The sequence below is a fragment of the Sulfitobacter dubius genome, assembly GCF_900113435.1.
Taxonomy (GTDB): domain Bacteria; phylum Pseudomonadota; class Alphaproteobacteria; order Rhodobacterales; family Rhodobacteraceae; genus Sulfitobacter; species Sulfitobacter dubius.
Genome location: NZ_FOPG01000001.1, coordinates 232,297 through 255,454, shown reverse-complemented (window position 1 = coordinate 255,454; position 23,158 = coordinate 232,297). Strand labels below are relative to the sequence as shown.

Below are 23,158 nucleotides of genomic sequence, written 5' to 3'. Positions count from 1 at the left end.
TCAATGGGCCTCCTCTTTGCCGTCCGACAACTTGCCGGGGGTCTCCAACACGGTGGTCAGGTAACGCTCTGGGCCGAACAATTGATTTGAAATCGCCATGGCATATTGCGTGGCCGGGCCCGCCATCAGCGTATGCGCCACCAGAAGGGCCAACAGCCCGCCGACCGCGACATAGCTCAGCGCAGATGGCGCCTCGGCTGGGGTGGCCCCCTCTTCGGGCGCGACGCTACGGGACTTCCAAAAGACGACGCTGCCCGCGCGGCCAAAACCGACGAGGCTCAAAAGGCTCGCGCCCAAGATCACGGCCCAGATCCAGACCCAAAGCCCGCTCTGCGTGGCGGCGTCCATGATCAGCAGCTTACCGACAAAGCCCGAAAGCGGCGGCACGCCGACCATGGCGATGGCCGCGACAAAGAACAGGGCCGAGGTCAGCTTGGCCCCCGCCACCTGCGGTTGTGCCGTCAGATCAAGGTTGTCCCGCCCTGCCCGCGCCAGATCGGCGATCAGGAACAGCGCGCCCGCGGCCAATGTCGAATGCACGATATAGTAAAGGGCTGCCGCGATCCCCTCGGGCGTGAACAGCGCGATTGAGATCATCACCATGCCCATCGACCCGATGACGGAAAACGCCACCATACGGTCCAACTGCTTGGCCGCGAGCACCCCGATCATGCCAAGCGCCAGCGACAGCAGCGCGGCAGGCAGCAGCCATATGGTGTGCAGGTCCGCCGTGGCGGCCAGTTCGGGCGGGAAGATCAGCGTATAGACGCGGATGATCGCATAGGCGCCGACTTTGGTCATGATGGCGAAAAGCGCCGCCACCGGGCCGGGCGCTTCGGCATAGCTCGACGGCAGCCAGAAGTGCAGCGGCACCACGGCGGCTTTGACCGCGAATACCATCAAGAGCAGCACCGCTGCGATGCGGATACCCACGGTCGCTCCTGCATCGATCAAGGCCACCCGCTGCGCCAGATCGGCCATGTTGAGCGTCCCCGTCTCGGCATAGATCGCCCCGAGCGCAAAGAGAAACAGCGTCGAGCCCAAGAGGTTATAGAGCACATATTGCACCCCCGCCCGCAGACGCGGCGTACCGCCGGCGTGGATCATCAACCCGTAGGAAGCGATCAGCAGCACTTCGAAAAACACGAAAAGGTTGAAAAGGTCGCCCGTCAGGAAAGCGCCCATGATGCCCATCAACTGGAACTGAAACAGCGCATGGAAATGCCGCCCGCGTTCGTCCCATTTCGACCCGATAACGTAAAGCAGCACGAACAGCGCCAGCACTGCGGTCAGGGTAACCATCAGCGTCGACAGGCGGTCGCCCACCAGCACGATGCCAAAGGGTGCTGCCCAATCGCTGAGTTGATAAAGCATCACCGTGCCGTCAGATGCCTCGACCGAGAGGCCAAGCCCGACGACGACCAGCGCCAGCGCCCCAAACAGCGACAGTACCCGCTGGATGGTGATGTGATACCGCGCCGCCAACACGATGAACGGTGCCAGAAAGGCGGGCAGCACGATAGGAAGGATCAGCCAATGGGTCATGTGCGCTCCTCCGCCTCGGTGCTGGGATCGTCGACGTGATCGTCATTGCCCCCCAAATACGCACCAAGTGCGATCATGACGACCACAGCGGTCATGCCGAATGAAATAACGATGGCCGTCAGCACCAAGGCCTGCGGCAACGGATCGGTGTAGCGCGCAGCATCGGTCAGGATCGGCGGCGCGCCTACGGTCAGACGGCCCGATGCAAAGAGAAACACGTTCACCGCATAGGTCAGCAGCGAGGTGCCCATGATCACGGGGAAAGTCCGCAAACGCAGCACCAAATACAGGCCAGAGGCCGTCAGGATGCCGATGGCAGAAGCGACGAGAAATTCCATTTTATGCCTCCGCCTTGGTGTTGTCTTCGCGCGATGGGTCGATGTCCATCGGGTGATCCGCCTCGGGCACATGGGCGCGGCGCGCAAGCCGCGAGAAGCTTTCCAGCGTCAACATCACCGCACCAACGACCGCAAGGAACACCCCAAGGTCAAAGAGCGCCGCCGTGGCCAATTCAAATTTGTAGAAAGGCGGGATGCGCACATAGGTAAAATCCGAGGTCAGGAAGGGTTTGTTAAAGAACCACGAGCCAATGCCCGTCAGCCCCGCGATCAACACACCGGTGCCGATGATCCCGTGATAGGGATAGCGCAGCCGCGCCGATGCCCATGCAAAGCCGCTGGCCATGTATTGCATCACCACCGCGATCGACACGATCAGCCCGGCGATGAAGCCGCCGCCCGGCTCGTTATGGCCACGCAGGAAGATGTAGAAGCCCACCATCAGCACCACCGGCATGATGACGCGGGTCATGACCACCATCATCATCGGGTGCCGGTCCCCTGCCCGCGGCTGGTCCGGCTTGCGGTTGAGCAGGCGTGCGCGGACTGGGCCGGACAGCAGCGTTTCGGTCAGCGCGTAGATCAGCAGCGCCGCGATGCCCAGCACGATGATCTCGCCATAGGTGTCAAAGCCCCGGAAATCGACGAGGATCACGTTCACCACATTGGTGCCGCCGCCGCCCTTGTAGGCGTTGGCGAGGTGGAATTCAGAAATGCTCGGCGCGACAGTGTCGCGCAGCAGATAGTGGTAAGACAGCGCCATGGTCGCCAGACCAGCACCGACGGACACCACCACATCGCGGCTGCGGCGCAAAACGCTGCTTTCGATCGGTGTGCGGTTGGGCAGGAAGTTCAGCGCCAGCAGCAGCAGGATGATTGTCACCACCTCAACCGTCAACTGGGTCATCGCCAAGTCGGGCGCGCTGAAAAAGACGAAACCGGCCGAGACGATCAGCCCCACGATGCCGATCAGGATCAGCGACAACAGGCGGTTGCGGTGCAAGAACACCAAGCCGCAGGCCGCCGCCACCAGCATCAACCAGCCCGCGATCTGCACCGCGTTGGTCGGCTGCAACGCACGGGTCGCGGCCCCGACGGTGCCGGTGGCCCAAGCGTAATAGCCCACCACAACCACAGTTACCGCCATAATCGCGGCATAGCGCGAGAACGCCCCGTTGTGCAGACGCAGCGAAATCGCCTGCGACAGGCCGACAAAGGCCGCGATGATGCGGTCAAAGATCGACTTGGCCTCGGGCCGGGGCGTGGCCTCCCAAACACGCAGCAGCGGGGTGAAAAGCGCAAACAGGATCAGGCCACCGACAACGGCGATGATCGACATATAAAGCGCCGGACCCAGCCCGTGCCAGATTTTGAAATGCGCCGAGGGCATCTCGGCCGCGCCGCCAAGGACCGAAGTCGTCACCAGCTTCACAAAAGGCTCAGCGAGGAAAGGTGCAAGGCCGATCACCACAACGGGAATGATCAACAGCGCAGGCGGCAGCCACAGGCCGGGTTGGGGATCATGCGGATGATCGGGATAGTCGTCACGTTCTTTGCCAAGGAAGGTATGGCCGATCAGACGGAAACTATAGGCCGCCGAGAAGAGCGCGCCAAAGGTCGCAAGCCCCGGCACCAGCCACGGCATGTCAAAGAGCGTCGTGTGCAGGGTTTCCTCCAGCATCATCTCTTTCGACAGGAAGCCGTTGAGCAGCGGGATCCCCGCCATCGACAGCGCCGCGAGCGTGGCGATGACAAAGGTCACCGGCATCAGATGCCGCAACCCACCTAAGCGCCGAATGTCACGGGTATGCACCGCGTGATCCACAATCCCCGCCGACATAAAGAGCGCGGCCTTAAAGGTCGCGTGGTTCAGGATGTGAAACACTGCCGCCATCGCGCCAAAGGCCGTGCCAGTGCCCAAAAGCATGGTGATCAGACCAAGGTGGCTAACGGTCGAAAAGGCCAGCAGCGCCTTCAGGTCATGTTTGAACAGCGCGATCACCGCGCCCAGCACCATGGTGATCAGACCCGCTGTGGTGACGATGACGAACCATTCGGGCGTGCCAGACAGCACCGGCCACATCCGCGCCATCAGGAAAATCCCCGCCTTTACCATCGTGGCGGAGTGCAGATAGGCCGAGACCGGCGTTGGCGCTGCCATGGCGTGGGGCAACCAGAAGTGGAACGGGAACTGCGCGGATTTGGTAAAACAGCCCAAGAGAATCAAGATCAGCGCAGGCAGATAGAGCGGCGAGGCTTGGATCAGTTCGCGGTTTTCCAAGATCACGCTCAGGTCATAGCTGCCGACGATTTGACCCAGCAGGAGCATGCCACCAATCATCGCCAGCCCGCCCATGCCGGTCACGGTCAGCGCCATGCGCGCGCCTTGGCGGCCTTCGGGCAGATGTTTCCAATAGCCGATCAGCAGGAAGGACGACAGCGAGGTCAGCTCCCAGAAGATCAGCAAGATCAGTACGTTATCGCTGAGGACGATACCGACCATCGCGCCTTGGAACAGCAGCAGATAGGTGAAAAACTCACCCATATGATCGTCGCGTGACAGGTAAGACCGCGCATAGGCGATAATCAACAGACCGATGCCAAGGATCAGACAGGCAAAGAAAAAGCCCAAACTGTCGAGCATCAAGGTCAGGTTCAGGCCAAGCTGCGGGATCCAGTCAACCCGCGCGGTGACCAATTCACCCGCCAGCACGGCAGGCAGATGCGTGAGCAAGCCCACCAGCGCCACGAGGGTCACCATAAAGGTCACCCCGGCGCAGGCTTGACGCCCTGCGGAATTCATCAGTCCGGGTAACAATGCGCCCAAGAAGGGCAAGGCAACGATAAGGAAGAGGGACACGCGAACTCCTGATCTGGCGGACTAAAAGGTCACCACGTTCTGTAGAAATTTTCCCGATACCTCAAGCGAAACCGGGCATTAAACGCCAGTTTGTCGCAGGTTACGCGGCCAAGGCAGACCCGTGGCGGTCATGCGGGTGAAGATTTCGCGCAGGACAAATCGCGGTGTGGGGGACAGCCCCCTGCCCGCCCAAGCCCCTTAACTTGTGTGAAACAAGTCCCGGTAGGTGTCGCGCAGCACGTTCTTTTGCACCTTGCCCATGGTGTTGCGTGGCAGTTCCGGCAGCACGATCAGCTTGCGCGGCTGCTTGAATTTGGCCAGCGATGCGGCCATATCTGCGGTAATCTGATCAAGGTCCAACTCTGCATTCTTGCGCGCCACCAGCAGCGCCACCACAGTCTCCCCAAAATCGGGATGCGGCACGCCGATCACCGCGCTTTCCAGCACGCCGGGTTGGTCATCGAGCAGCAGTTCGACTTCCTTTGGGTAAATGTTGTAGCCGCCCGAGATGATCAGGTCTTTGTCGCGGCCCACGATGGTGACGTAGCCATCCGCATCGCGCCGCCCCAGATCGCCGGTGATAAAGAACCCGTCTTCACGCAATTCTTGCGCGGTCTTTTCGGGCATCTGCCAATAGCCTTTAAAGACATTCGGGCCGCGTACCTCAATGCTGCCGATCTCTCCGTCCGGGAGTATCGCGCCGGTCTTGGGGTCGGTGATCTTCAACTCCACATCGGGCAGCGGCAGGCCCACCGTCCCTGCGCGGCGCTCGCCTTCATAGGGGTTTGAGGTGTTCATATTGGTCTCGGTCATGCCGTAACGCTCTAGGATACGGTGGCCGGTCCGGGTTTCGAAATCGACATGGGTTTCGGCCAAAAGCGGCGCCGACCCCGAGATGAACAGCCGCATGTTCGCTGCAGTTTCACTGGTAAAGCGTGCGTCATCCAAAAGCCGGGTATAGAAGGTCGGCACGCCCATCATCGCGGTTGCGTGGGGCATCCGGTCGATCAGCCGGTCGATGTCGAGCTTGGGCATAAAGATCATCGCGCCCCCCGCCACCAGCGTCACATTCGTCGCTACAAACAGACCATGGGTGTGAAAGATCGGCAGCGCATGAAGCAACACGTCCCGCGCGGTGAAGCGCCACAGATCAGCCAGCGTCTGCGCGTTCGACAAAAGGTTCGCCTGCGTCAGCATCGCGCCCTTAGAGCGCCCCGTGGTGCCGGAAGTATAGAGGAAGGCCGCAAGGTCATCTGCCCCCCGCGCGACGGTCTCGAATTTATCGGAAGCCGAGGTGGCGCGATCCGCAAAGCTGCCATCGTTCTCCGTGCCCAAGGTCTCAAGCTGACAGCCTGCGGCCTTGGCCACCGGGGCCATCTCATTTCGGCGCGCGGGCTGGCAGACAAAGGCCGCCGCCCCGCTGTCGGTCACGAAATAGCGCACTTCGTCTGCGGTATAGGCGGTGTTGAGCGGCAAAAAGATCACCCCGGCCTGCACGCAAGCGGCATAGAGCGCCAGCGCATCGGCGGATTTATCGATCTGCACCGCCAGCCGGTCACCGGGCTTCAGCCCCAGCCCGGTCAATACATGGGCGAAACGCGCGGCACGGCCCAGAAACCCCGCATGGGTCAATGTCACCCCGCCTTCGAGATGCAGAAAGGCTGTCGTCTTGCCAGCGTGACGGCCAAACAGGGTGTCATAAAGGGGGTTTGCCATCACGGTGCTCCTCGCGTGTTAGGGGTGGGAAAGCAGACTGCCCCCGCGCGGGATTACAAACGCATTACGCAAGGTAATGCAAGCGGACCCAAGCCCCTGCAGAGGGCATGGTGCAGGCAAATGTCGAATTATGGCAATAACTTGTAGGGCGGCGCTGATCCGCGCCGCCCTTTTAGTCTTTACCGGCCCATTAGGCTGGGCAGCCATGTCGCGATCTGGGGCAGCCAAACGATCAGCGCCAAGACAAATAGCTTGATCAGCAAGAACGGCATCACCGAGGCATAGATCTGCGGCATGCGAATTTCCGGCGGGGCGACCCCGCGCATGACAAACAGCAGCAGACCGAAGGGCGGGGTCAGCAAACCGATCTCCATGGTCAGCAGATAAACGACGCCAAGGGTCAGTTCGTTAATCTCCATCGCACCCGCCAGAGGCACGAAAACCGGCACGGTGACCATCAGCATCGACACCTGATCAATGAAACACCCCAGAAACAGCAGGATCGCGATCATCCCCAAGAGCACCATCAGCGGCGTCGGATCGACCGCGTTGATCGCGTTGATCAGCCCATTGGTCGCCCCCGAAAAGGACAGCACCTGCGCAAAGGTCTGGCTGGCCGCAATGATGAACAGGATCATCACCGACAGCTTCAGCGTCTCCATCAGCGCGCGGCCCATCTTCTCCCAACTCAGCGCGCGATAGGCCGCTCCGATGATCACGGCGGTGATGCTGCCAAGGGCGGCGCTTTCCGTAGGCGTGGCGATCCCCGCCAGAAGCGAGCCGATGACCACAGCAAAAAGTACCGACAGCGGCAGCACATAGATCACGAAGGGGGTCCAACGCTCACGCAGCGACATTTCCTCATAGACATCAGGCGGCGCGACCTTCGGGTCCAAAAGGCTCCGCCCCACCACATAGGCCACAAAAAGCACCGCCAGCAGCAGCGCGGGCAAAACCCCCGCGATCAGCAGCCCGGCGATGGAAATACCCGCGAGCGAGCCCACCAGAACCGCCAGTGCCGAGGGCGGGATCAGCATCGCAATCGCGCCCGAGGCCATGATCGGCCCCATCGCCATCGAGGGGTGATAGCCCCGTTTCAACATTCCCGGCAGCAGCGTGCCACCCAGCATCGCGGTATTGGCGATGGTCGAGCCGGAAAGGGCTGCAAAAATCGTGCCGCCAAAGATCGTTACCACCGACATGCGGCCCGGAATGCGCGTCACCACCCGCTCGATCGCGTCAATGGCGCGATGCGCGACCCCGGTTTGAAAGAGTATTTCCCCCATCAGGATAAACAGCGGTATCGGCGCGAGCTGAAAATTCGCCACCGATTGCGCAGAATTGCGCGCCAGTTGCAGGATGCCGCGATCTCCGCCCAGCACGAAATACGCGCCCACGGTTGTCACGGCGATGAAGGCAAAGGCGACCGGCAGACCAATCAACAGCAAAACCGCCAATCCGCCCAGCATCAAGGTCAGTGTCAGGCCCCAATCCATGTCAAAGACCACTCAAACTACGCTCGGCCGTTTCCGGATAGAGCAGACGACGAATAAAAATGATCGTGCAAAGCGCCAGCGACAGCGGCACAAAGGCCAGCATCCACCACTCCGGGATCACGAAAGACGTGCGGATCATCGACCCACGTGCGGCAGAGGCCAGCACCGCTTGCAGCCCGTACCAGCCCAGCACCCCCGCCGTCACCGCGCCGATGGCGCTGGTCAGGCGGGTCAAAGCATAGGCAGTGCCTTGCGACAGGTTGCTGGTGATCAGATCAACCTTCACATGCCCGCCGATCGACAGCACCCAAGGCGCGCCGAGGAAGGTGGCAATCATCAACGCATATTGGATGGCATCCAGCGCGCCATAGACCACCGGCAAGCCGAGATTGCGCAGTACCACGTTGATCGCGATAAACACCGCGATCACCCCGAGGATACCGGCCGAGAAAACGGCCAGCCCCCGGAGTGTCCGGTCAAACAATGTTGAGATCATCGGGCGATCACTTGGTCATGCAGGCGCGCATCTGCTGCGCAAGATCGGCATCCACCTCTGCGACAGCGGCCCAGCCAGCATCACGCGCGGCATTGGTCCAAGCTTCGGCATCGGCATCGCTGAAGGTGATCGTCTCGATCCCCGCCTCTGCCTGCGCCGCGTATTCCGTCGCGTTGCGGTCGGCGTTGTCGTTGTTGAGCTCTTCCATCCAAGCCGCGCCCTCTTCGAGCTTGGCGCGCTGTTCGTCGGTCAGCCCGTTCCATGTGTCGAGGTTCACCAGCAGGTTCACGTCGACGTTATAGAAGCTCGGGTCGACCCGGTATTTCGTCTGCTCGTCCCAACCGAGATCCAGCACCCCTTGGCTCGGCCAGCCGTAGCCGTCGATCGCGCCGCGTTCCAGCGCGCTATAGACTTCGCCCGGCGCGGTGCGCACCAGATTGGCGCCCAGTTGCGTGAACATCGCCTGATAAACCGGCGTGGTGCGGATGGTCAGACCGCTGAGGTCCGGCCCTTCGACCGGCTTGGTCAGATAAAGGTGATAGCCAATGCCGTCGCCGCCATGGCCGAGGTATTTTACGTTCATCTGCTCTTGGTGGATGCGGTCGACCAGTTCATAGCAGCCATTCTCGCGCTGCTCTTGAATGGTGTTTTCCGCCAGATGCAGCGCATCGCCCGTGGGCAGCAGGTTCGGGTAATAGGCGGTGGTGTTGTTGGCGATATCGACCACACCGGATTGCACGGCGTTGCCCAATTCAAAGGGCGGCACGGCTTCGGGGCCGCCGACAAGATTGATTTGCACAACACCTTTGCCATTCTCATTGATCCACTCAACAAAGGATTCAAATTCGCGGCTGAAAGCGGTGCCAAGGGTAAAGGCCGACACGGCGCGTAGGGTGATTTCCTCTGCCTGGGCGGTGCTGGTGGTGGCAAGGGTGCTCACGGCAAAGAGCGCCGCGCTGAGCGTGGTCGTTGTTTTCATGGTCGTCTCCCAGTTGTTATCAAAAGCTCGCGATCTCTGCCCCGACGCCTTCGCATGCATATGCATAATATGTATCTGCATGTAATTGGTAGCGACAAGATTTCCCTACGTCAATTTAAACTCTCGCCCCCTGCCCGCGCCTTTGCACAGGCGGGACCATGCGCAGATTGTCGCGGCATTAAGATAGTTTAATGACACCCCCGCCATGAGAACATATATAGAACACATGGCAAAACAGACACTCGATCAAAAACTAGCGATTCTCAGCGACGCGGCGAAATACGACGCCTCCTGCGCCTCCTCCGGCTCCATCAAACGCGACTCGCGTGATGGCAAGGGGCTGGGGTCAAACGAAGGCAGCGGCATCTGCCACGCATACGCCCCCGACGGGCGGTGCATCAGCCTGCTCAAGATCCTGATGACCAATTTCTGCATCTACGATTGCAGCTATTGCATCAACCGCGTGTCGTCCAACGTGGACCGTGCGCGGTTCAGCGTAGATGAAGTGGTGAAGCTCACTATCGAATTCTACCGCCGCAATTATATCGAAGGGTTGTTCCTGTCCTCGGGGGTGATCCGCTCACCGGATGCGACGATGTCGGACATGGTGCAGATCGCCCGCAAGCTGCGGCACGAGGAAAACTTCCGCGGCTACATCCACCTCAAGACGATCCCCGACGCTTCGCCCGAGTTGATTGAGGAAGCAGGCTGTCTCGCCGACCGCCTGTCGATCAACGTTGAACTGCCCACCGACAGCGCGGTGCAGCAATATGCGCCCGAGAAGAAGCCCGAGCAGATCCGCCGCGCGATGGCGAATGTGCGGATGACCAAGGAGGCGAGCAAAGAGAAATCCTTCTCTGGCAAGCGCCCGCCGCGTTTTGCGCCCGCAGGGCAGTCGACGCAAATGATTATCGGCGCGGATGGCTCCAACGATGCCACCGTGCTGGGCCAATCGACGCGGCTCTACTCTAGCTACAAGCTGAAGCGCGTTTACTATTCCGCCTTCTCGCCCATCCCCGACAGTTCCGCCAAACTGCCGCTGATCCGCCCGCCCCTGCAACGCGAGCACCGGCTTTATCAGGCCGACTGGCTGCTGCGCTTCTATGATTTCCAACTGGACGAGATCACCTCCGTCACCCGCGACGGCAATCTCGACCTTGAGGTCGACCCCAAGCTCGCTTGGGCGCTGGTGCACCGCGAACACTTCCCGCTCGACGTCAACCGCGCCAGCCGCGAAATGCTGTTGCGGGTGCCGGGGTTTGGCGTGAAAACGGTGACCCGCATCCTCGCCGCCCGCCGTCATCGGTCCTTGCGCTACGAAGACCTGACCCGCATGGGCGCTTCGATGAAAAAGGCCCGCGCCTTCGTCACCGCGGGCGGCTGGACGCCCGGTGGGCTGACCGACAGCGCCGACCTGCGCGCACGTTTCGCGCCGCCGCCCGAACAGTTGACCCTGTTCTGATGCAGCGGGTCTCCCTACCCCCGATCGGCACCGCGAAAGCATGGCGCGAGGCGGCGCGTGGTTTTCTCGCCGCAGGTATCCCGCCCGAGGATATTCTCTGGGGCGACCATGCTGCCGCGCCTGATCTGTTCGGCGGTGAGAGTGTGTCGCCAAAAGGCGGACAGGTCTCGGTCCCGCGCAGTTTTGTCTCCATGGCCGAAACCGCCGTCTGGCACAGCGACCCCGAACGCTTCGCGCGGCTCTATGCCTTCCTCTGGCGCGTGAAAGACGCACCGTATCTGATGTCGGACCGGGGCGATGCCGACCTCGCTGTTTTGCGGGGGATGGAGAAAAACGTCCGCCGCTGCCAGCACAAGATGAAGGCCTTTGTCCGCTTCCGCGAGATCGGCGACCCGGCGGCCCCGCGCCGCAGCTTCGCCGCCTGGTTCGAGCCCACGCATCACACGGTGGAGCCCACGGCGGATTTCTTCGTGCGGCGATTTTCCGACATGGATTGGCGTATCCTGACGCCCGATGTCTCGGCCATTTTCGAGAACGGCAAACTCACGTTCCAAGAAGGGCACGCCAAGCCCGACCTGCCCGAAGACGCGGGTGAGCAGCTTTGGATCACCTACTTCCAGAACATCTTTAACCCCGCCCGCCTGATGGTGAAGGCGATGCAATCCGAGATGCCCAAGAAATACTGGAAAAACATGCCCGAGGCCGCCTTCATCCCCCAGATGATCGCCGAAGCCCCCGCCCGCGCCCGCGCCATGGCCGAAGCGGCGCCGACCCTGCCGCCGGTGCGCATGGACCGGGTGCAGGCGCAGGTTTCGGCCTTCTCATCCGCTTGGGACGGCCCGATGGAAGAGCTTCCGTCCGCCATCCGCGCCTGCACCCGCTGTCCGCTGCATTGCCATGCGACCCAAGCCGTGCCGGGCGAAGGGCCAAGCCGTGCCGATCTGATGGTGGTCGGTGAACAACCCGGCGATCAGGAGGATCTCGCGGGCCGTCCCTTTGTGGGCCCTGCCGGGCAGATGTTCGACCGCGTGGCGGCAGAGGCCGGGCTCGACCGCGAGGCGGCTTTCGTCACCAATGCCGTCAAACACTTCAAATTCACCGCCCGCGGCAAGCGCCGCATTCACCAGCGCCCCGAGACGCCCGAGATCGACCAGTGCCGCTGGTGGATGAACGCTGAGGTGGCGCAGGTACAGCCGAAGATGATCCTCGCCATGGGCGCCACGGCGGCGCAGAGCCTCACCGGCAAGGGCACGGGCATCCTGAAACGCCGTGGCACGATCGAGACGGGGCCCGAAGGCATCCCGGTGCTGATCACCCTGCACCCCTCCTACCTCTTGCGCGTGCCGGATCCGGCGCTGCGCGAAGAGGCCACGGCGCAGTTCCGCTCTGATCTGGCGATGGCGGCACGGATGATGGCCGAGGCGGCTTAATCCTCGGGGTCGATGACCTGCAAGGCACCATCGGGTAGCGGGCGTTGCAGCTTTGGCAGGTCGGCGGTTTCGGCGCTGAGCCACGCCTGCACCTCGTCGGGCGTGGTCAGGATCACCGGCATCGCCTTGGGGTGCACCGCACCGACCTCGGCATTGGGCTCGGTCGTCAGGAAGCCGAAGCGGTTATCCGTGGTCTCCCCGTCCTTGAGTTTTCGCACGCTCGTCCATTGCGTCCAGACCCCGGCAAAGAAGACCAGCGGGCGGTCCTCGCCAAGCGCGAACCAGATCGGGCGCGAGCGTTCGCCGGGGCGGTTCAGCGGCTCGGAAAAGGCGGTGAAAGGCACGACGCAGCGATGCTCCGGCACCAGCCAGCGCCGCCAATGCGGCGAAGCGATGTTGCGGATGTTGGTGACGCCGCGGTCGGTCTTCTTGCCCTTGAGCGCGAAGGCCGGAGAGGGCATCCCCCACCGCATCATCTGCAGCACCGGTCCACCGTCGCCGTGGCACACCACCGGGGCGGCATAGTCGGGGTAGATGCCGGGCATCGGCGGCAGGTTGCCTGTTTGGTCGTCGACCCCATCGAACCAGCCGCGGATCGCGTCCTGCCCCTTGGTCAGGGAATAGAGATTGCACATCGGTTGGCCCCCTTGCCGTCGTCTCGGCCCATTAGATGCGGTTTTGCCCGCGCCCGGCAAGGGTCACAGGATCTTTGACAGCACCGAAATTGATGATTTATAACCAGAACAAAGTGTGAACATATGGAGTCGTGCATGACAACCGATTCTACATATGGGCAGGTCCTTACCCTGCCGCGGCGCCGGCCGTCGACACCCCCCGAACCGGGGGTTCTGGCGGCACATGCGCCGCTGACGGATGTCTTTCCGGGGGCCTTCGCCACGGCCCCGGCCAGTGCCTTCGTGCTGTCGCTGCTGCCGCGCGGCAAGGGGCCGGTGCTTTGGGTGCAGGACTTTCTGTCGCGGCGCGAGAATGGGGCACCCTATACGCCCAGCTTGCGCGGTTTCGGGCTGGAACAACCGGTGCTGCTGGTCACCGTCAGCCACCCGCGCGACGTGCTTTGGACGATGGAGGAAGGGGCCGCCTGTGCGGGGCTTTCTGCCGTGATCGGCGAGGTGCACGGCGGACCGGAGGTGCTGGATTTCACCGCCACCAAACGGCTCTCGCTTCGGGCCGAGGCCTCAAACGTGCCGCTCTACCTCATCCGCAGCGGCGATCCCGGTGGCCTGAGTGCAGCGCGGATGCGGTGGCGCATTTCCTCGCTGCCCTCACAGGCCCATCCCTACGATGCGCAGGCCCCCGGCGCGGCCCGCTGGGATTTGGAACTGTTTCGCGCGCGTGGCCATGCGCCGGGACGTTGGGTGGCTGCCCATGACCCCGACAAAGGCCAAAGCCCCCGCGCCGCGGATCGTCTCCGTCTGGTTCCCTATGCTGACTATGGAGCGGTGGCGCCGGGTGATCGCCCAATACCGCAGCGTTCCGGGGGATGAGGTGCCGGTCATCTTGTCGCGCGACGGAACCCATGGGCCGGTGGTCCATGGGCTGAGCGCTGCCGCCACGATGCGCGGGATCAAGGCGGGCGCGCGGGTGGTCGATGTGCAGGCCATCCACCCCGATCTGCATGTTGAGCCTGCGGATCTGGAGGGCGATGAGGCGCTGATCCAACGGCTAGTGCATTGGGCGCGGCGCTGGTGCCCTTGGACGGCGCGGGATCAGGACCACGGCCTGCTGCTGGACGTGACCGGCTGCACCCATCTGTTCGGCGGAGAGGCCGCGATGCTGCGCGACATCCGCAGCCGTTTTGCGCTACAGGGGCTGACCGCGCGGGTCGCCATGGCCCCCACTCCCGGTGCCGCGCAGGCGCTGGCACGCTTCGGCTCCGGCGCGCAGATCTGCGGAACCGAGGATGTGAGCGCCGCCCTCGCCCCCCTGCCCGTCGCCGCCCTGCGGCTCGATACCCAGACCACACGGCTCTTGGACCGGCTTGGCCTCAAGACCATCGGCGCGCTCAGCGATCTGTCCCGCGCCGCGCTGATGCGGCGTTTTGCCAGCCTCAAGCCCGATCGCAACCCGTTGATCCTGCTCGACAAGGCCCTCGGCAAGGCCCCCGACCCGCTGAACGCCCCGCCGGACCACCGCCATTTCATAACCCGCAGCCGCCTACCTGAGCCGGTGATCGACCCCGCCCCACATCTGCCCGCGCTGGTCGAGGATCTCTGCACCCTTCTGGCCCGCGCCGAGCTTGGCGCGCGGCGGTTGCGGCTGACCATCTACCGCATCGACGGCGATTGGCGCGCGCTTGGGGTCGCCACGGCGCGGGCCAGCCGTGACCCCGCGCATCTGCGCAGACTGTTCGACGGCAAGCTGGAGAACATCGACAGCGGCTTTGGTTTCGATCTGCTGACGCTGGAGGCCACAGACAGCGAACCGCTGCCCCTGATGCAAGACCACCTCGACGGCAAACGCGACCCTTCGGCGGATGTGGCCGGGCTGCTCGACCGGCTCGCCGCGAAGCTGGGCGCGGACAAGGTCAACTGGCCGCAGTGGCGCGAGACCCACAAGCCCGAACGGGTGGAGCAACGTGTCGACGCCCTGCACGGCACCCCCACCGCCGCACCCGCCTTGCTGCGCGACCGCCCGCTGCGTCTGCTAACTCCGCCCGAGGAGGTGCGCGTGATCTATGCCGTGCCCGAAGGCCCGCCCTCGCAGTTCAACTGGCGGCGCGTCACCTATAAAACCACGCGCCACACCGGCCCCGAACGCATCGCGCCGGAATGGTGGCGCGACCGCCCCGGCACCCGGCTGCGCGATTACTACAAGGTGGAGGTCGAAGGCGGCCAGCGCTTCTGGCTCTACCGCGAGGGGGTGATCTATGACGGTCGCGGGGCCGAGCCGCGCTGGTTTTTGCATGGGCTCTTTGCCTGATGCCCGAGCAGGACGGACATAAACGCCGAACGCTGGGCGAAGACGGTTTTGCCGCCCCGCCGCGGGCGGAATACGTCGAATTCGGGCTGGCCAGTTGCTTTTCCTTCCTGCGCGCCGCCTCGGACGCCGTCAATCTGGTCGAGACGGCGCATCACCACGGCTACGACAGCCTCGGCATCGCCGATCACAACACGCTGGCGGGCGTGGTGCGGCTGCATGTGGAGGCGGAAAAGGCCCATATCCGCCCCCTGATCGGCGCGCGTCTGGTGCTGCTCTGCGGGACCGAGATCCTCGCCTACCCGCATGACCGCGCCGCCTATGCGCGGCTCTCGACGCTGCTGTCGGCGGGCAAGATGCAATCGGTGGACGGCGAATGGCAGCAAAAGGGTGAGACCCATCTGACGCTGGAGATGCTGAGCCAACACGCCGAGGGGCTGCATCTGATCGTGATGCCGCCCGAAAACCTCGATGTCTTTGCCGCTGGCCTGCCGCGTCTGGTGAAAGCACTGCCGGACATGCGGCATGTGGGCGCAAGCTTCCTTTATCGTGGAGATGACCGGGCGCGGATCAACCGCTTAGATGCACTGGCCCGCGCCCATGGGCTGAGGATTTTGGCCACCAACGACGTGCTTTACCACGCCCGCCACCGCCGCCCCCTGCAGGACGTGATGGTGGCGATCCGCGAAGGCGTGATCGTGCCGACAGCGGGCTACCTGCTGGCCGCCAATGCCGAGCGGCACCTGAAATCGCCCGAGGCGATGCTGCGCCTCTTCGCCGACTGGCCCCATGCCATCGCCGAAACGCGCCGTCTGGCGGACCGCATCGCCTTTCGCCTCACCGATCTGGCCTATGAATACCCGCATGAGATCGTCCCCGAAGGCCGCAGCCCGATGGAGGAATTGGCCCGCCTCACATGGGAGGGCGCGGCGCGGCGCTACCCGCAAGGCGTGCCCGAGGCGGTGAAAAAGACAATCGAGAAGGAATTCGCCCTCATCTCCGCCAAAAAGATCGCCCGCTATTTCCTGACCATCTACGACATCGTCCGCTTCGCCCGCGAGGAAGCTGAGCCGCCAATCCTCTGCCAAGGGCGCGGCTCGGCGGCCAACTCCGCCGTCTGCTTCTGCCTCGGCATCACCTCGGTCGACCCGGCGGTGCACAACCTTCTGTTCGAGCGGTTCCTGTCGGAGGAACGCGACGAGCCGCCCGACATTGACGTCGATTTCGAGCATGAGCGCCGCGAGGAAGTCATCCAGTATATGTACGGCAAATACGGCCGCCACCGCGCCGGGCTCTGCGCCACGGTGATCCACTACCGCCCGCGCTCGGCCATTCGCGAGGTCGGCAAGGCGATGGGGCTGTCGGAAGACGTGACCTCGAAACTCGCGGGGACGATCTGGGGCAGTTTCGAGGGCCAGATGGACGATGACCGCGCCCGCGAGGCGGGGCTGGACCTCTCCGACCCCTATCTGCGCATGGTGCTGAAACTGGCCTCCCAGATGATCGGCATGCCGCGCCACCTGAGCCAGCACGTCGGCGGTTTCATCCTGACCGAACGCCCCCTGACCGAGATCGTGCCCATCGGCAACGGCGCCATGCCCGAGCGCAGCTTCATCGAATGGGACAAGGACGACATCGACGCCTTGCAGATCTTCAAGGTCGATATCCTCGCCCTCGGCATGCTGACCTGTATCGCCAAATGTTTCGATCTGATCGAGGCGCATTACGACCGCCCGCTGGAACTGGCCACGGTCCCGGTGGAGGATCACGAGGACGACGCCACCGGGCGGCCGACCTACGACATGCTCTGCCGGGGCGACAGTCTGGGGGTCTTTCAGGTGGAAAGCCGTGCGCAGATGGCGATGCTGCCCAAACTGCGCCCCCGCGTCTTCTATGATCTGGTGATTGAGGTCGCCATCGTTCGCCCCGGCCCCATTCAGGGCGACATGGTCCACCCCTACCTGCGCCGCCGTCAGGGGATGGAGAGCGTCGTCTACCCCGCCCCCGGCCCAGCCTATCCGCAGGACGAACTCTTCAGCATCCTCAGCCGGACGCTGGGCGTGCCGATCTTTCAAGAACAGGCGATGAAGATCTCTATCGACGCGGCACAGTTTTCCCCGACCGAGGCGAACGAACTGCGCAAGGCCATGGCCACCTTCCGCTCGCGCGGGACGATTGAAAAGCTGCAGGACAAGATGGTGGGCCGCATGACTAAACGCGGCTACGATCCGGTCTTCGCGCAACGTTGTTTTGATCAGATCAAGGGGTTCGGCGAATACGGCTTTCCCGAAAGCCATGCCGCGAGTTTTGCCAAGCTGGTCTATGTCTCGTCTTGGATGAAGTGCCACTACCCGGCGGCCTTTGCCTGCGCGCTCTTGAACTCCCAGCCCATGGGGTTTTATGCGCCCGCCCAGATTGTGCGCGATGCGCGTGAGCATCAGGTTGAGGTGCGCGCGGTTGATGTGAATTACTCCGACTGGAACTGCACGCTGGAGCCCTGCGGCGACGGTTTTGCCCTGCGGCTGGGGCTGCGCATGGTGGACGGGCTGCAAGAGAAGGCCGGTGCGCGGATCATGGACCGGCGTGATGCGCCGTTCGCAGATGTCGAGGACCTCAAGTCTCGCGCCGGGCTCGATGCCAAGGCGATCCGCCAGCTTGCCGCCGCCGACACGATGCGCAGCATGGGGATCGACCGGCGTCAGGCGCTCTGGCAAGCCCAAGGGCTGCGCGACGTGCCCGCCCTGCCGATTTTTGACCATGCCGAGGCCGCGTCTCAGGGGCCGGAGCCCGAGGTCACCCTACCGGTGATGCCAAAGGCCGAACAGGTGGTGGCCGATTACCAAACCCTGCGGCTCTCGCTCAAGGCGCATCCAATGTCCTTCTACCGCAGCAGCCTTGCCGCGCAGGGGTTTGCTTCGGCCCGCGATTTGGGGCGAATGGGCCACGGGCGGCGGGTGAAACTCGCCGGGTTGGTACTGGTGCGCCAGAAACCCGGTAGCGCCAAGGGGGTGTGTTTCATCACGCTGGAGGATGAATGCGGCGTGGCGAACCTCGTGATCTGGCCCAATATGTTCAAGCTCTACCGCCCCACGATCATGTCGGCGCGGCTTCTGGTCGTCGAAGGGCGCGTGCAGACTGACGGACGAGTGATCCACGTGGTGGCCGATAGGTTGGAGGATCGCTCTGACCGGCTGGCGGACCTGTCGAACGCACCGATGCCCGGCATCACCACGCGGGGCGATCACCCTACCAATCCGCTGCCCGGTCAGGTGGCCATGCACGGCCATCCGCGCGACGCCAAGGTGATCCCCAGATCGCGGGATTTTCATTAACGAATCCTCATGTGATGCATGAGATATGCAGTACAACCACATGATACAAAACGCAGAATAATAAATAAAAGATCCCCTGTTGACCCTATGAACGCCCCTCGCTAGCCTGCCCGAAATCCGTTGGGGTGCCGCAAGGCTGAGAGGTGAAAACCGACCCATCGAACCTGATCCGGGTCGTACCGGCGTAGGGAACGGAACCAAGCATCGGCCCCATGCGGCCCGTCGTTTATCCCGTATCCACACGCCCTTGGCCCATCTGAAGAATGGGGGCCAAATGGCGTTTCAAGCACTGACGATTGCGGGTTCCGACAGCGGCGGCGGGGCGGGGATTCAAGCCGACCTCAAGACCTTCAGCGCACTTGGCGTTTATGGTGCCAGCGTGCTCACCGCCGTGACGGCGCAGAACACCCGCGCGGTCACTGGGGTCGAGATGATCTCCCCCGAAATGATCCGCGCACAGATGGCGGCAGTCTTTGATGATCTGGCGATTGGCGCGGTCAAGATCGGCATGTTGGGCGATCCTGAGACAATCAATGCCGTGGCTGACGGGCTCGCCAATTCCCGCGCCCCGGTGGTACTCGACCCGGTGATGGTGGCGAAATCCGGCGATGCGCTGCTCTCCCCCGAGGCGGTGGCCACCCTGCGCGACCGGATGCTGCCCCTCGCCCATGTGCTGACGCCGAACCTGCCCGAAGCCGCGCGGTTGCTGGGCACGCAGGAGGCCACCGATGAGGCCACGATGTTGGCGCAGGGCCGCGCTTTGCTCTCTGCCGGTCCCGGCGCGGTGCTGATGAAGGGCGGGCATGGCAAGCGGGAAACCTGTGTGGACCTGCTGATTTCAGAGGCCGACACCCTGCGCCTTTCCGCGCCCCGCCAGCAGACGGCGAACACCCATGGCACCGGCTGCACGCTCTCCGCCGCCATTGCTGCCGGACTGGCGCGGGGCCTACCTCTGCCGCAGGCGGTGGAGGCCGCCCATAGCTATCTGCAAAGCGCCATCGCCGCAGCAGACGCCCTCAACATCGGCCACGGCCACGGGCCAGTGCATCATTTTCACGGCGTCTGGCCCCATGAGTGACGTCACTATCATCGGCGCAGGCGTTGCGGGGCTTTGGGCCGCGCGGGCCTGTCTGGCGCAGGGGCTGCGGACCCGGTTGGTCGACCGCAAAGGCACGCCCGGGCCGCATGGCTGTTCATGGTGGGCGGGCGGGATGCTCGCGCCCTTCTGCGAAGGGGCGCTGAGCGAGCCTGCGGTGGTGACCCACGGGCGACGTGCCGCGGCGCTGTGGGGAGAGGTCACTGAGGTCACCCACAGGGGCACGCTGGTCCTCGCCCCCGAGCGGGACCGCGCGGAATTGCAGCGCTTCGCCGCCCGCACCGAGGGCCACAGCGACTGCGACGCCGAAGCCATTGCAGAATGCGAGCCGGACCTCGCCGGGCGTCATCGGCGCGGGCTGTTCTTTGCCGAAGAAGCGCATCTGAACCCGCGCCAAGCGCTACAAGACCTCACCCAAGCGCTTGTCGCCGCGGGCGTCACGGTCGAGACCACGGCCCTCGCCCCGTCGGAAGCCGCAGGCCCGGTGATCGACTGCCGGGGCATGGCCGCCAGCGACGCTCTGCCCGGACTGCGGGCGGTGCGCGGCGAGATGATCTTGCTGCGCGCGCCTGAGATCACCCTCACCCGCCCGATCCGCCTGCTGCACCCGCGCCACCCGCTCTACGTGGTGCCGCGCGGGAACGGAATTTACATGCTGGGCGCGACCCAGATCGAAAGCGCCAGCCGTGCCCAAATGACCGCGCGCTCGGCGCTGGAACTGCTCTCGGCGGCATATGCGCTCGACCCGCGCTTTGCCGAAGCCGAGATCATTGAGATGGGCGCCGACCTGCGCCCCGCCTTTGCCGACAACCTGCCCGGAATCGTCCAGCGCGGCGCGACGCTGCACCTTAATGGATTGTTTCGGCATGGATTTTTGATGGCTCCGGCCTTGGCCGAACAAGCGGCGGCCTTTCTTGCAACAGCGACAACGGGGGATTTATTCCGTGAAGATTGAAGTGAACGGCGAGACGCGTGAGGTCGCGGCCGCGCAGCTTGATGCGGCATTGGTGGAGCTTGGCTGGGGCGAGGCGAAAGTCGCCACCGCGCTCAACGGCAGTTTCGTCCCCGCAGGCGCGCGGGGTGCGACGACGCTCAGCGACGGCGACCGGCTTGAAGTGCTCAGCGCCATGCAGGGGGGCTGAGCGATGCGCGACTTCTACGGCACCACCCTGCCCCTGCCCCTGATGCTAGGCACCGCACGCTACCCCTCGCCCGCGGTGATGGAGGCCGCCTTTCGCCAAAGCGCCGCGCCGGTCGCAACCGTTTCGCTGCGCCGCGAACAGGGCGCGGGTCAGGCGTTTTGGGACATGGTGCGCGGGCTTGGCGTACATCTGCTGCCCAACACCGCCGGCTGCCATTCCGCGCGCGAGGCCATCACCACGGCGCAGATGGCGCGGGAGTATTTCGGCACCAATTGGATCAAGCTGGAGGTCATCGGTCATGCCGACACCCTGCAACCCGATCCCTTCGGGCTGGTCGAGGCCGCCGAAGCGCTCTGCGCCGATGGATTCGAGGTCTTCCCCTACACAACCGAGGATCAGGTGCTGGCCGCGCGGCTGGTCGATGCGGGCTGCCGGGTGCTGATGCCTTGGGGCGCGCCGATCGGCTCGGGGCTGGGGCTGAACAATCTGCACGGGCTGCGCAGCCTGCGGGCGGCATTTCCCGATGTGGCGATGGTGATTGATGCGGGCCTTGGCCTGCCCAGCCATGCGGCGCAAGCGTTGGAGATGGGGTTCGATGCGGTACTCTTAAACACCGCCGTGGCCGAGGCTCGTGACCCCGCTGCCATGGCCGAAGCCTTTGCGCTGGCCTGCCGCGCGGGCGCGCTTGCCGCTGCCTCCGGCCCCATGGGCCAGCGTGACATGGCCGTGCCCTCCACCCCCGTCATCGGAAAGGCTTGGCTATGAGCTTGCCGCGTTTTTATCCCGTTTTTGACAGTGCTGCATGGGTCGCGCGGGCGGTGCCCTTGGGCGTGAAGCTGGTGCAACTGCGCATCAAGGACGCGCCGGAGGAGGTGCGGCGGACCGAGATCACCACCGCGCTCGACCTCTGCCGCCAACACGGCGCGCTGCTGGTGGTGAATGACCATTGGGAATTGGCGATCGAACTGGGGGCCGACTGGCTGCATCTGGGCCAAGAGGATCTGGACACAGCCGACATCCCCGCGATCCGCGCCGCCGGGCTGAAACTGGGCCTGTCGACCCATGACCACGCCGAACTTGACCGCGCGCTGGCCCTCGCCCCCGACTACATCGCCCTCGGCCCCGTCTATCCGACGATCCTGAAAAAGATGAAATGGACCGAACAGGGCCTCGACCGGCTGACCGAATGGAAGGCGCGGATCGGTGATATCCCGCTGTGTGCCATCGGCGGGATGAGCGTCGCCCGCGCGCCGGGGGCCTTTGCCGCCGGGGCTGATACGGTGGCGGCGGTCACGGATATCACGCTGAACGCCGACCCCGAGGCGCGGATGCGCGAATGGCTTGAGGTGACGGCATGAGCCGCTATGCCCGTCAGACCGTTCTGCCGCAGGTCGGTGCGGAAGGCCAAGCACAGTTGGCTGCGGCGCGGGTTCTGGTCGTCGGCGCCGGAGCGCTGGCGGTGCCGGTGCTGCAATACCTCGTCGGTGCCGGTGTTGGGCAGATCACGCTGGTCGATGGCGACGTAGTGGCGATGAGTAATCTGCACCGCCAACCGCTCTACCGCATGGATGATATCGACAGGCCCAAGGTCAGTGCCGCCGCAAAGGCCATGGCAGCACTGAACCCCGAGGTAACGGTTATGCCCCGCGCTGAATGGCTCACCCCCGCCAATGCGCCCGCATTGCTTGCGGAATGCGATATCGCCCTCGACTGCGCGGATACGTTCGCCGCCAGCCTGACGCTGTCGGATGGGGCCTTGGCACAGGGCAAACCGCTGATCTCGGCGTCGGCGCTTGGACTGTCGGGCTATGTCGGCGGTTTTTGCGGGGATGCCCCCTCGCTCCGTTCCATCTTCCCTGACCTGCCGCAAACGGCAGCCACCTGTGCCACGGCGGGCGTCTTGGGCCCCGTGGTGGGGATGATCGGCGCGGCGCAGGCGCAGATGGCGCTGTCGGTGCTGCTGGGGCTCGCGCCCTCCCCGCTTGGGCAGCTGATGATCTGGGACGCCGCAAATTGGCGCATGTCGGGCTTTCGATTTGACGGCGCACCCGAGCCTGAAACGCTGACACCTTTCATTGCCGAAAGCCAGATCACCCCCCGCGATCGGGTCATCGACCTGCGTGCCGAAGCGCCCGCGCCATTCTCACCCCAAGCGTGCTATGTCCCGCCCGATGCGCTGCCCGACATGCCGCTACCGCCCGACACATCCCGCATCGTGCTCGCCTGCCGCACCGGCCTGCGCGCGCATCACGCAGCCAACACCCTTCGCACCCGCTGGCCGGGTGAGATCGCCCTGCTGGCCCTGCCCGGTGCCTGATCCTTTTCTGAA

General features: G+C 63.9%; 19 protein-coding genes and 1 riboswitch. Of the genes, 11 read left to right on the top strand and 8 right to left on the bottom strand.

From position 1 onward, the window contains the following. From BM229_RS01225 to dctP, 7 genes are all read right to left on the bottom strand, one after another. On the bottom strand, positions 1–1,545 hold the full coding sequence (locus BM229_RS01225) for a monovalent cation/H+ antiporter subunit D (protein ID WP_093925892.1): 1,545 nt from the start codon (positions 1,543–1,545) through the stop codon (positions 1–3). Continuing rightward, a complete protein-coding gene (locus tag BM229_RS01220) occupies positions 1,542–1,883 on the bottom strand; it encodes a Na+/H+ antiporter subunit C (protein WP_093925891.1) in 342 nt (113 codons plus the stop codon). Before BM229_RS01220 ends, BM229_RS01225 begins: the two co-directional genes overlap by 4 nt. Before the next feature lies 1 nt (position 1,884). After that, positions 1,885–4,743, bottom strand: a complete 2,859-nt coding sequence (locus BM229_RS01215) for a monovalent cation/H+ antiporter subunit A (protein WP_093925890.1) — start codon at positions 4,741–4,743, stop codon at positions 1,885–1,887. Positions 4,744–4,941: 198 nt separating this feature from the next. Beyond that, positions 4,942–6,459 (bottom strand): malonate--CoA ligase, encoded by a 1,518-nt coding sequence (locus tag BM229_RS01210; protein ID WP_093925889.1) that lies wholly within the window; start codon positions 6,457–6,459, stop codon positions 4,942–4,944. A gap of 179 nt (positions 6,460–6,638) precedes the next feature. Continuing rightward, positions 6,639–7,955, bottom strand: a complete 1,317-nt coding sequence (locus BM229_RS01205; protein ID WP_093925888.1) for a TRAP transporter large permease — start codon at positions 7,953–7,955, stop codon at positions 6,639–6,641. 1 nt (position 7,956) lies between these two features. Further along, a complete protein-coding gene (locus tag BM229_RS01200) occupies positions 7,957–8,451 on the bottom strand; it encodes a TRAP transporter small permease (RefSeq protein WP_093925887.1) in 495 nt (164 codons plus the stop codon). A gap of 7 nt (positions 8,452–8,458) precedes the next feature. Continuing rightward, complete coding sequence (gene dctP, locus BM229_RS01195) at positions 8,459–9,430, bottom strand: TRAP transporter substrate-binding protein DctP (protein WP_093925886.1); 972 nt, start codon at positions 9,428–9,430, stop codon at positions 8,459–8,461. Positions 9,431–9,656: 226 nt separating this feature from the next. Between dctP and BM229_RS01190 the strand changes: the two genes are divergently transcribed. Both BM229_RS01190 and BM229_RS01185 read left to right on the top strand, forming a co-directional pair. Further along, entirely contained in the window at positions 9,657–10,892 is a 1,236-nt protein-coding gene (locus BM229_RS01190; protein WP_093925885.1) for a putative DNA modification/repair radical SAM protein, read from the top strand. After that, positions 10,892–12,322: a UdgX family uracil-DNA binding protein gene (locus tag BM229_RS01185; protein WP_093925884.1), complete on the top strand. Its 1,431-nt coding sequence runs from the start codon at positions 10,892–10,894 to the stop codon at positions 12,320–12,322. Before BM229_RS01190 ends, BM229_RS01185 begins: the two co-directional genes overlap by 1 nt. On the opposite strand, the gene BM229_RS01180 is transcribed toward BM229_RS01185, so the two are convergent. Further along, a complete protein-coding gene (locus BM229_RS01180; RefSeq protein WP_093925883.1) occupies positions 12,319–12,957 on the bottom strand; it encodes an SOS response-associated peptidase in 639 nt (212 codons plus the stop codon). The genes BM229_RS01185 and BM229_RS01180 overlap by 4 nt on opposite strands. A gap of 135 nt (positions 12,958–13,092) precedes the next feature. On the opposite strand from BM229_RS01180, the gene BM229_RS01175 reads away from it, so the two are divergent. From BM229_RS01175 to BM229_RS01135, 9 genes are all read left to right on the top strand, one after another. Beyond that, positions 13,093–13,827, top strand: coding sequence for an ImuA family protein (locus tag BM229_RS01175; protein ID WP_244152087.1), 735 nt, complete (start codon positions 13,093–13,095; stop codon positions 13,825–13,827). Beyond that, positions 13,775–15,262, top strand: coding sequence for a Y-family DNA polymerase (locus tag BM229_RS01170; RefSeq protein ID WP_093925881.1), 1,488 nt, complete (start codon positions 13,775–13,777; stop codon positions 15,260–15,262). The genes BM229_RS01175 and BM229_RS01170 overlap by 53 nt, the downstream gene beginning before the upstream one ends. Beyond that, positions 15,262–18,591 (top strand): error-prone DNA polymerase, encoded by a 3,330-nt coding sequence (locus BM229_RS01165; protein WP_093925880.1) that lies wholly within the window; start codon positions 15,262–15,264, stop codon positions 18,589–18,591. Before BM229_RS01170 ends, BM229_RS01165 begins: the two co-directional genes overlap by 1 nt. 111 nt (positions 18,592–18,702) lie before the next feature. Beyond that, positions 18,703–18,799, top strand: a riboswitch (TPP riboswitch). A 66-nt stretch (positions 18,800–18,865) separates the two neighbouring features. Further along, positions 18,866–19,669, top strand: coding sequence for a bifunctional hydroxymethylpyrimidine kinase/phosphomethylpyrimidine kinase (gene thiD / locus BM229_RS01160; protein ID WP_093925879.1), 804 nt, complete (start codon positions 18,866–18,868; stop codon positions 19,667–19,669). Further along, positions 19,662–20,642 carry an FAD-dependent oxidoreductase gene (locus BM229_RS01155; protein WP_093925878.1) on the top strand — a complete coding sequence of 327 codons (981 nt, stop codon included), beginning with the start codon at positions 19,662–19,664 and terminating at the stop codon, positions 20,640–20,642. Before thiD ends, BM229_RS01155 begins: the two co-directional genes overlap by 8 nt. Further along, complete coding sequence (gene thiS / locus BM229_RS01150; protein ID WP_093925877.1) at positions 20,632–20,829, top strand: sulfur carrier protein ThiS; 198 nt, start codon at positions 20,632–20,634, stop codon at positions 20,827–20,829. Before BM229_RS01155 ends, thiS begins: the two co-directional genes overlap by 11 nt. A 3-nt stretch (positions 20,830–20,832) precedes the next feature. Next, positions 20,833–21,594 carry a thiazole synthase gene (locus BM229_RS01145; RefSeq protein WP_093925876.1) on the top strand — a complete coding sequence of 254 codons (762 nt, stop codon included), beginning with the start codon at positions 20,833–20,835 and terminating at the stop codon, positions 21,592–21,594. Then, entirely contained in the window at positions 21,591–22,187 is a 597-nt protein-coding gene (locus BM229_RS01140; protein ID WP_093925875.1) for a thiamine phosphate synthase, read from the top strand. The genes BM229_RS01145 and BM229_RS01140 overlap by 4 nt, the downstream gene beginning before the upstream one ends. Then, positions 22,184–23,146, top strand: coding sequence for a HesA/MoeB/ThiF family protein (locus BM229_RS01135; RefSeq protein ID WP_093925874.1), 963 nt, complete (start codon positions 22,184–22,186; stop codon positions 23,144–23,146). Before BM229_RS01140 ends, BM229_RS01135 begins: the two co-directional genes overlap by 4 nt. Positions 23,147–23,158 lie beyond the last annotated feature (12 nt).

Bases quoted from the DNA above. Each gene is read 5' to 3' on its own strand.
- dctP (WP_093925886.1), bottom strand. From the start codon at position 9,430: ATGAAAACAACGACCACGCTCAGCGCGGCGCTCTTTGCCGTGAGCACC.
- BM229_RS01225 (WP_093925892.1), bottom strand. From the start codon at position 1,545: ATGACCCATTGGCTGATCCTTCCTATCGTGCTGCCCGCCTTTCTGGCA.
- BM229_RS01140 (WP_093925875.1), top strand. From the start codon at position 21,591: ATGAGCTTGCCGCGTTTTTATCCCGTTTTTGACAGTGCTGCATGGGTC.
- BM229_RS01205 (WP_093925888.1), bottom strand. From the start codon at position 7,955: ATGGATTGGGGCCTGACACTGACCTTGATGCTGGGCGGATTGGCGGTT.
- BM229_RS01165 (WP_093925880.1), top strand. From the start codon at position 15,262: ATGCCCGAGCAGGACGGACATAAACGCCGAACGCTGGGCGAAGACGGT.
- BM229_RS01170 (WP_093925881.1), top strand. From the start codon at position 13,775: ATGGAGCGGTGGCGCCGGGTGATCGCCCAATACCGCAGCGTTCCGGGG.
- BM229_RS01220 (WP_093925891.1), bottom strand. From the start codon at position 1,883: ATGGAATTTCTCGTCGCTTCTGCCATCGGCATCCTGACGGCCTCTGGC.
- BM229_RS01175 (WP_244152087.1), top strand. From the start codon at position 13,093: ATGACAACCGATTCTACATATGGGCAGGTCCTTACCCTGCCGCGGCGC.
- BM229_RS01200 (WP_093925887.1), bottom strand. From the start codon at position 8,451: ATGATCTCAACATTGTTTGACCGGACACTCCGGGGGCTGGCCGTTTTC.
- BM229_RS01185 (WP_093925884.1), top strand. From the start codon at position 10,892: ATGCAGCGGGTCTCCCTACCCCCGATCGGCACCGCGAAAGCATGGCGC.
- BM229_RS01190 (WP_093925885.1), top strand. From the start codon at position 9,657: ATGGCAAAACAGACACTCGATCAAAAACTAGCGATTCTCAGCGACGCG.
- BM229_RS01135 (WP_093925874.1), top strand. From the start codon at position 22,184: ATGAGCCGCTATGCCCGTCAGACCGTTCTGCCGCAGGTCGGTGCGGAA.
- thiD (WP_093925879.1), top strand. From the start codon at position 18,866: ATGGCGTTTCAAGCACTGACGATTGCGGGTTCCGACAGCGGCGGCGGG.
- BM229_RS01180 (WP_093925883.1), bottom strand. From the start codon at position 12,957: ATGTGCAATCTCTATTCCCTGACCAAGGGGCAGGACGCGATCCGCGGC.
- BM229_RS01145 (WP_093925876.1), top strand. From the start codon at position 20,833: ATGCGCGACTTCTACGGCACCACCCTGCCCCTGCCCCTGATGCTAGGC.
- BM229_RS01155 (WP_093925878.1), top strand. From the start codon at position 19,662: ATGAGTGACGTCACTATCATCGGCGCAGGCGTTGCGGGGCTTTGGGCC.
- BM229_RS01210 (WP_093925889.1), bottom strand. From the start codon at position 6,459: ATGGCAAACCCCCTTTATGACACCCTGTTTGGCCGTCACGCTGGCAAG.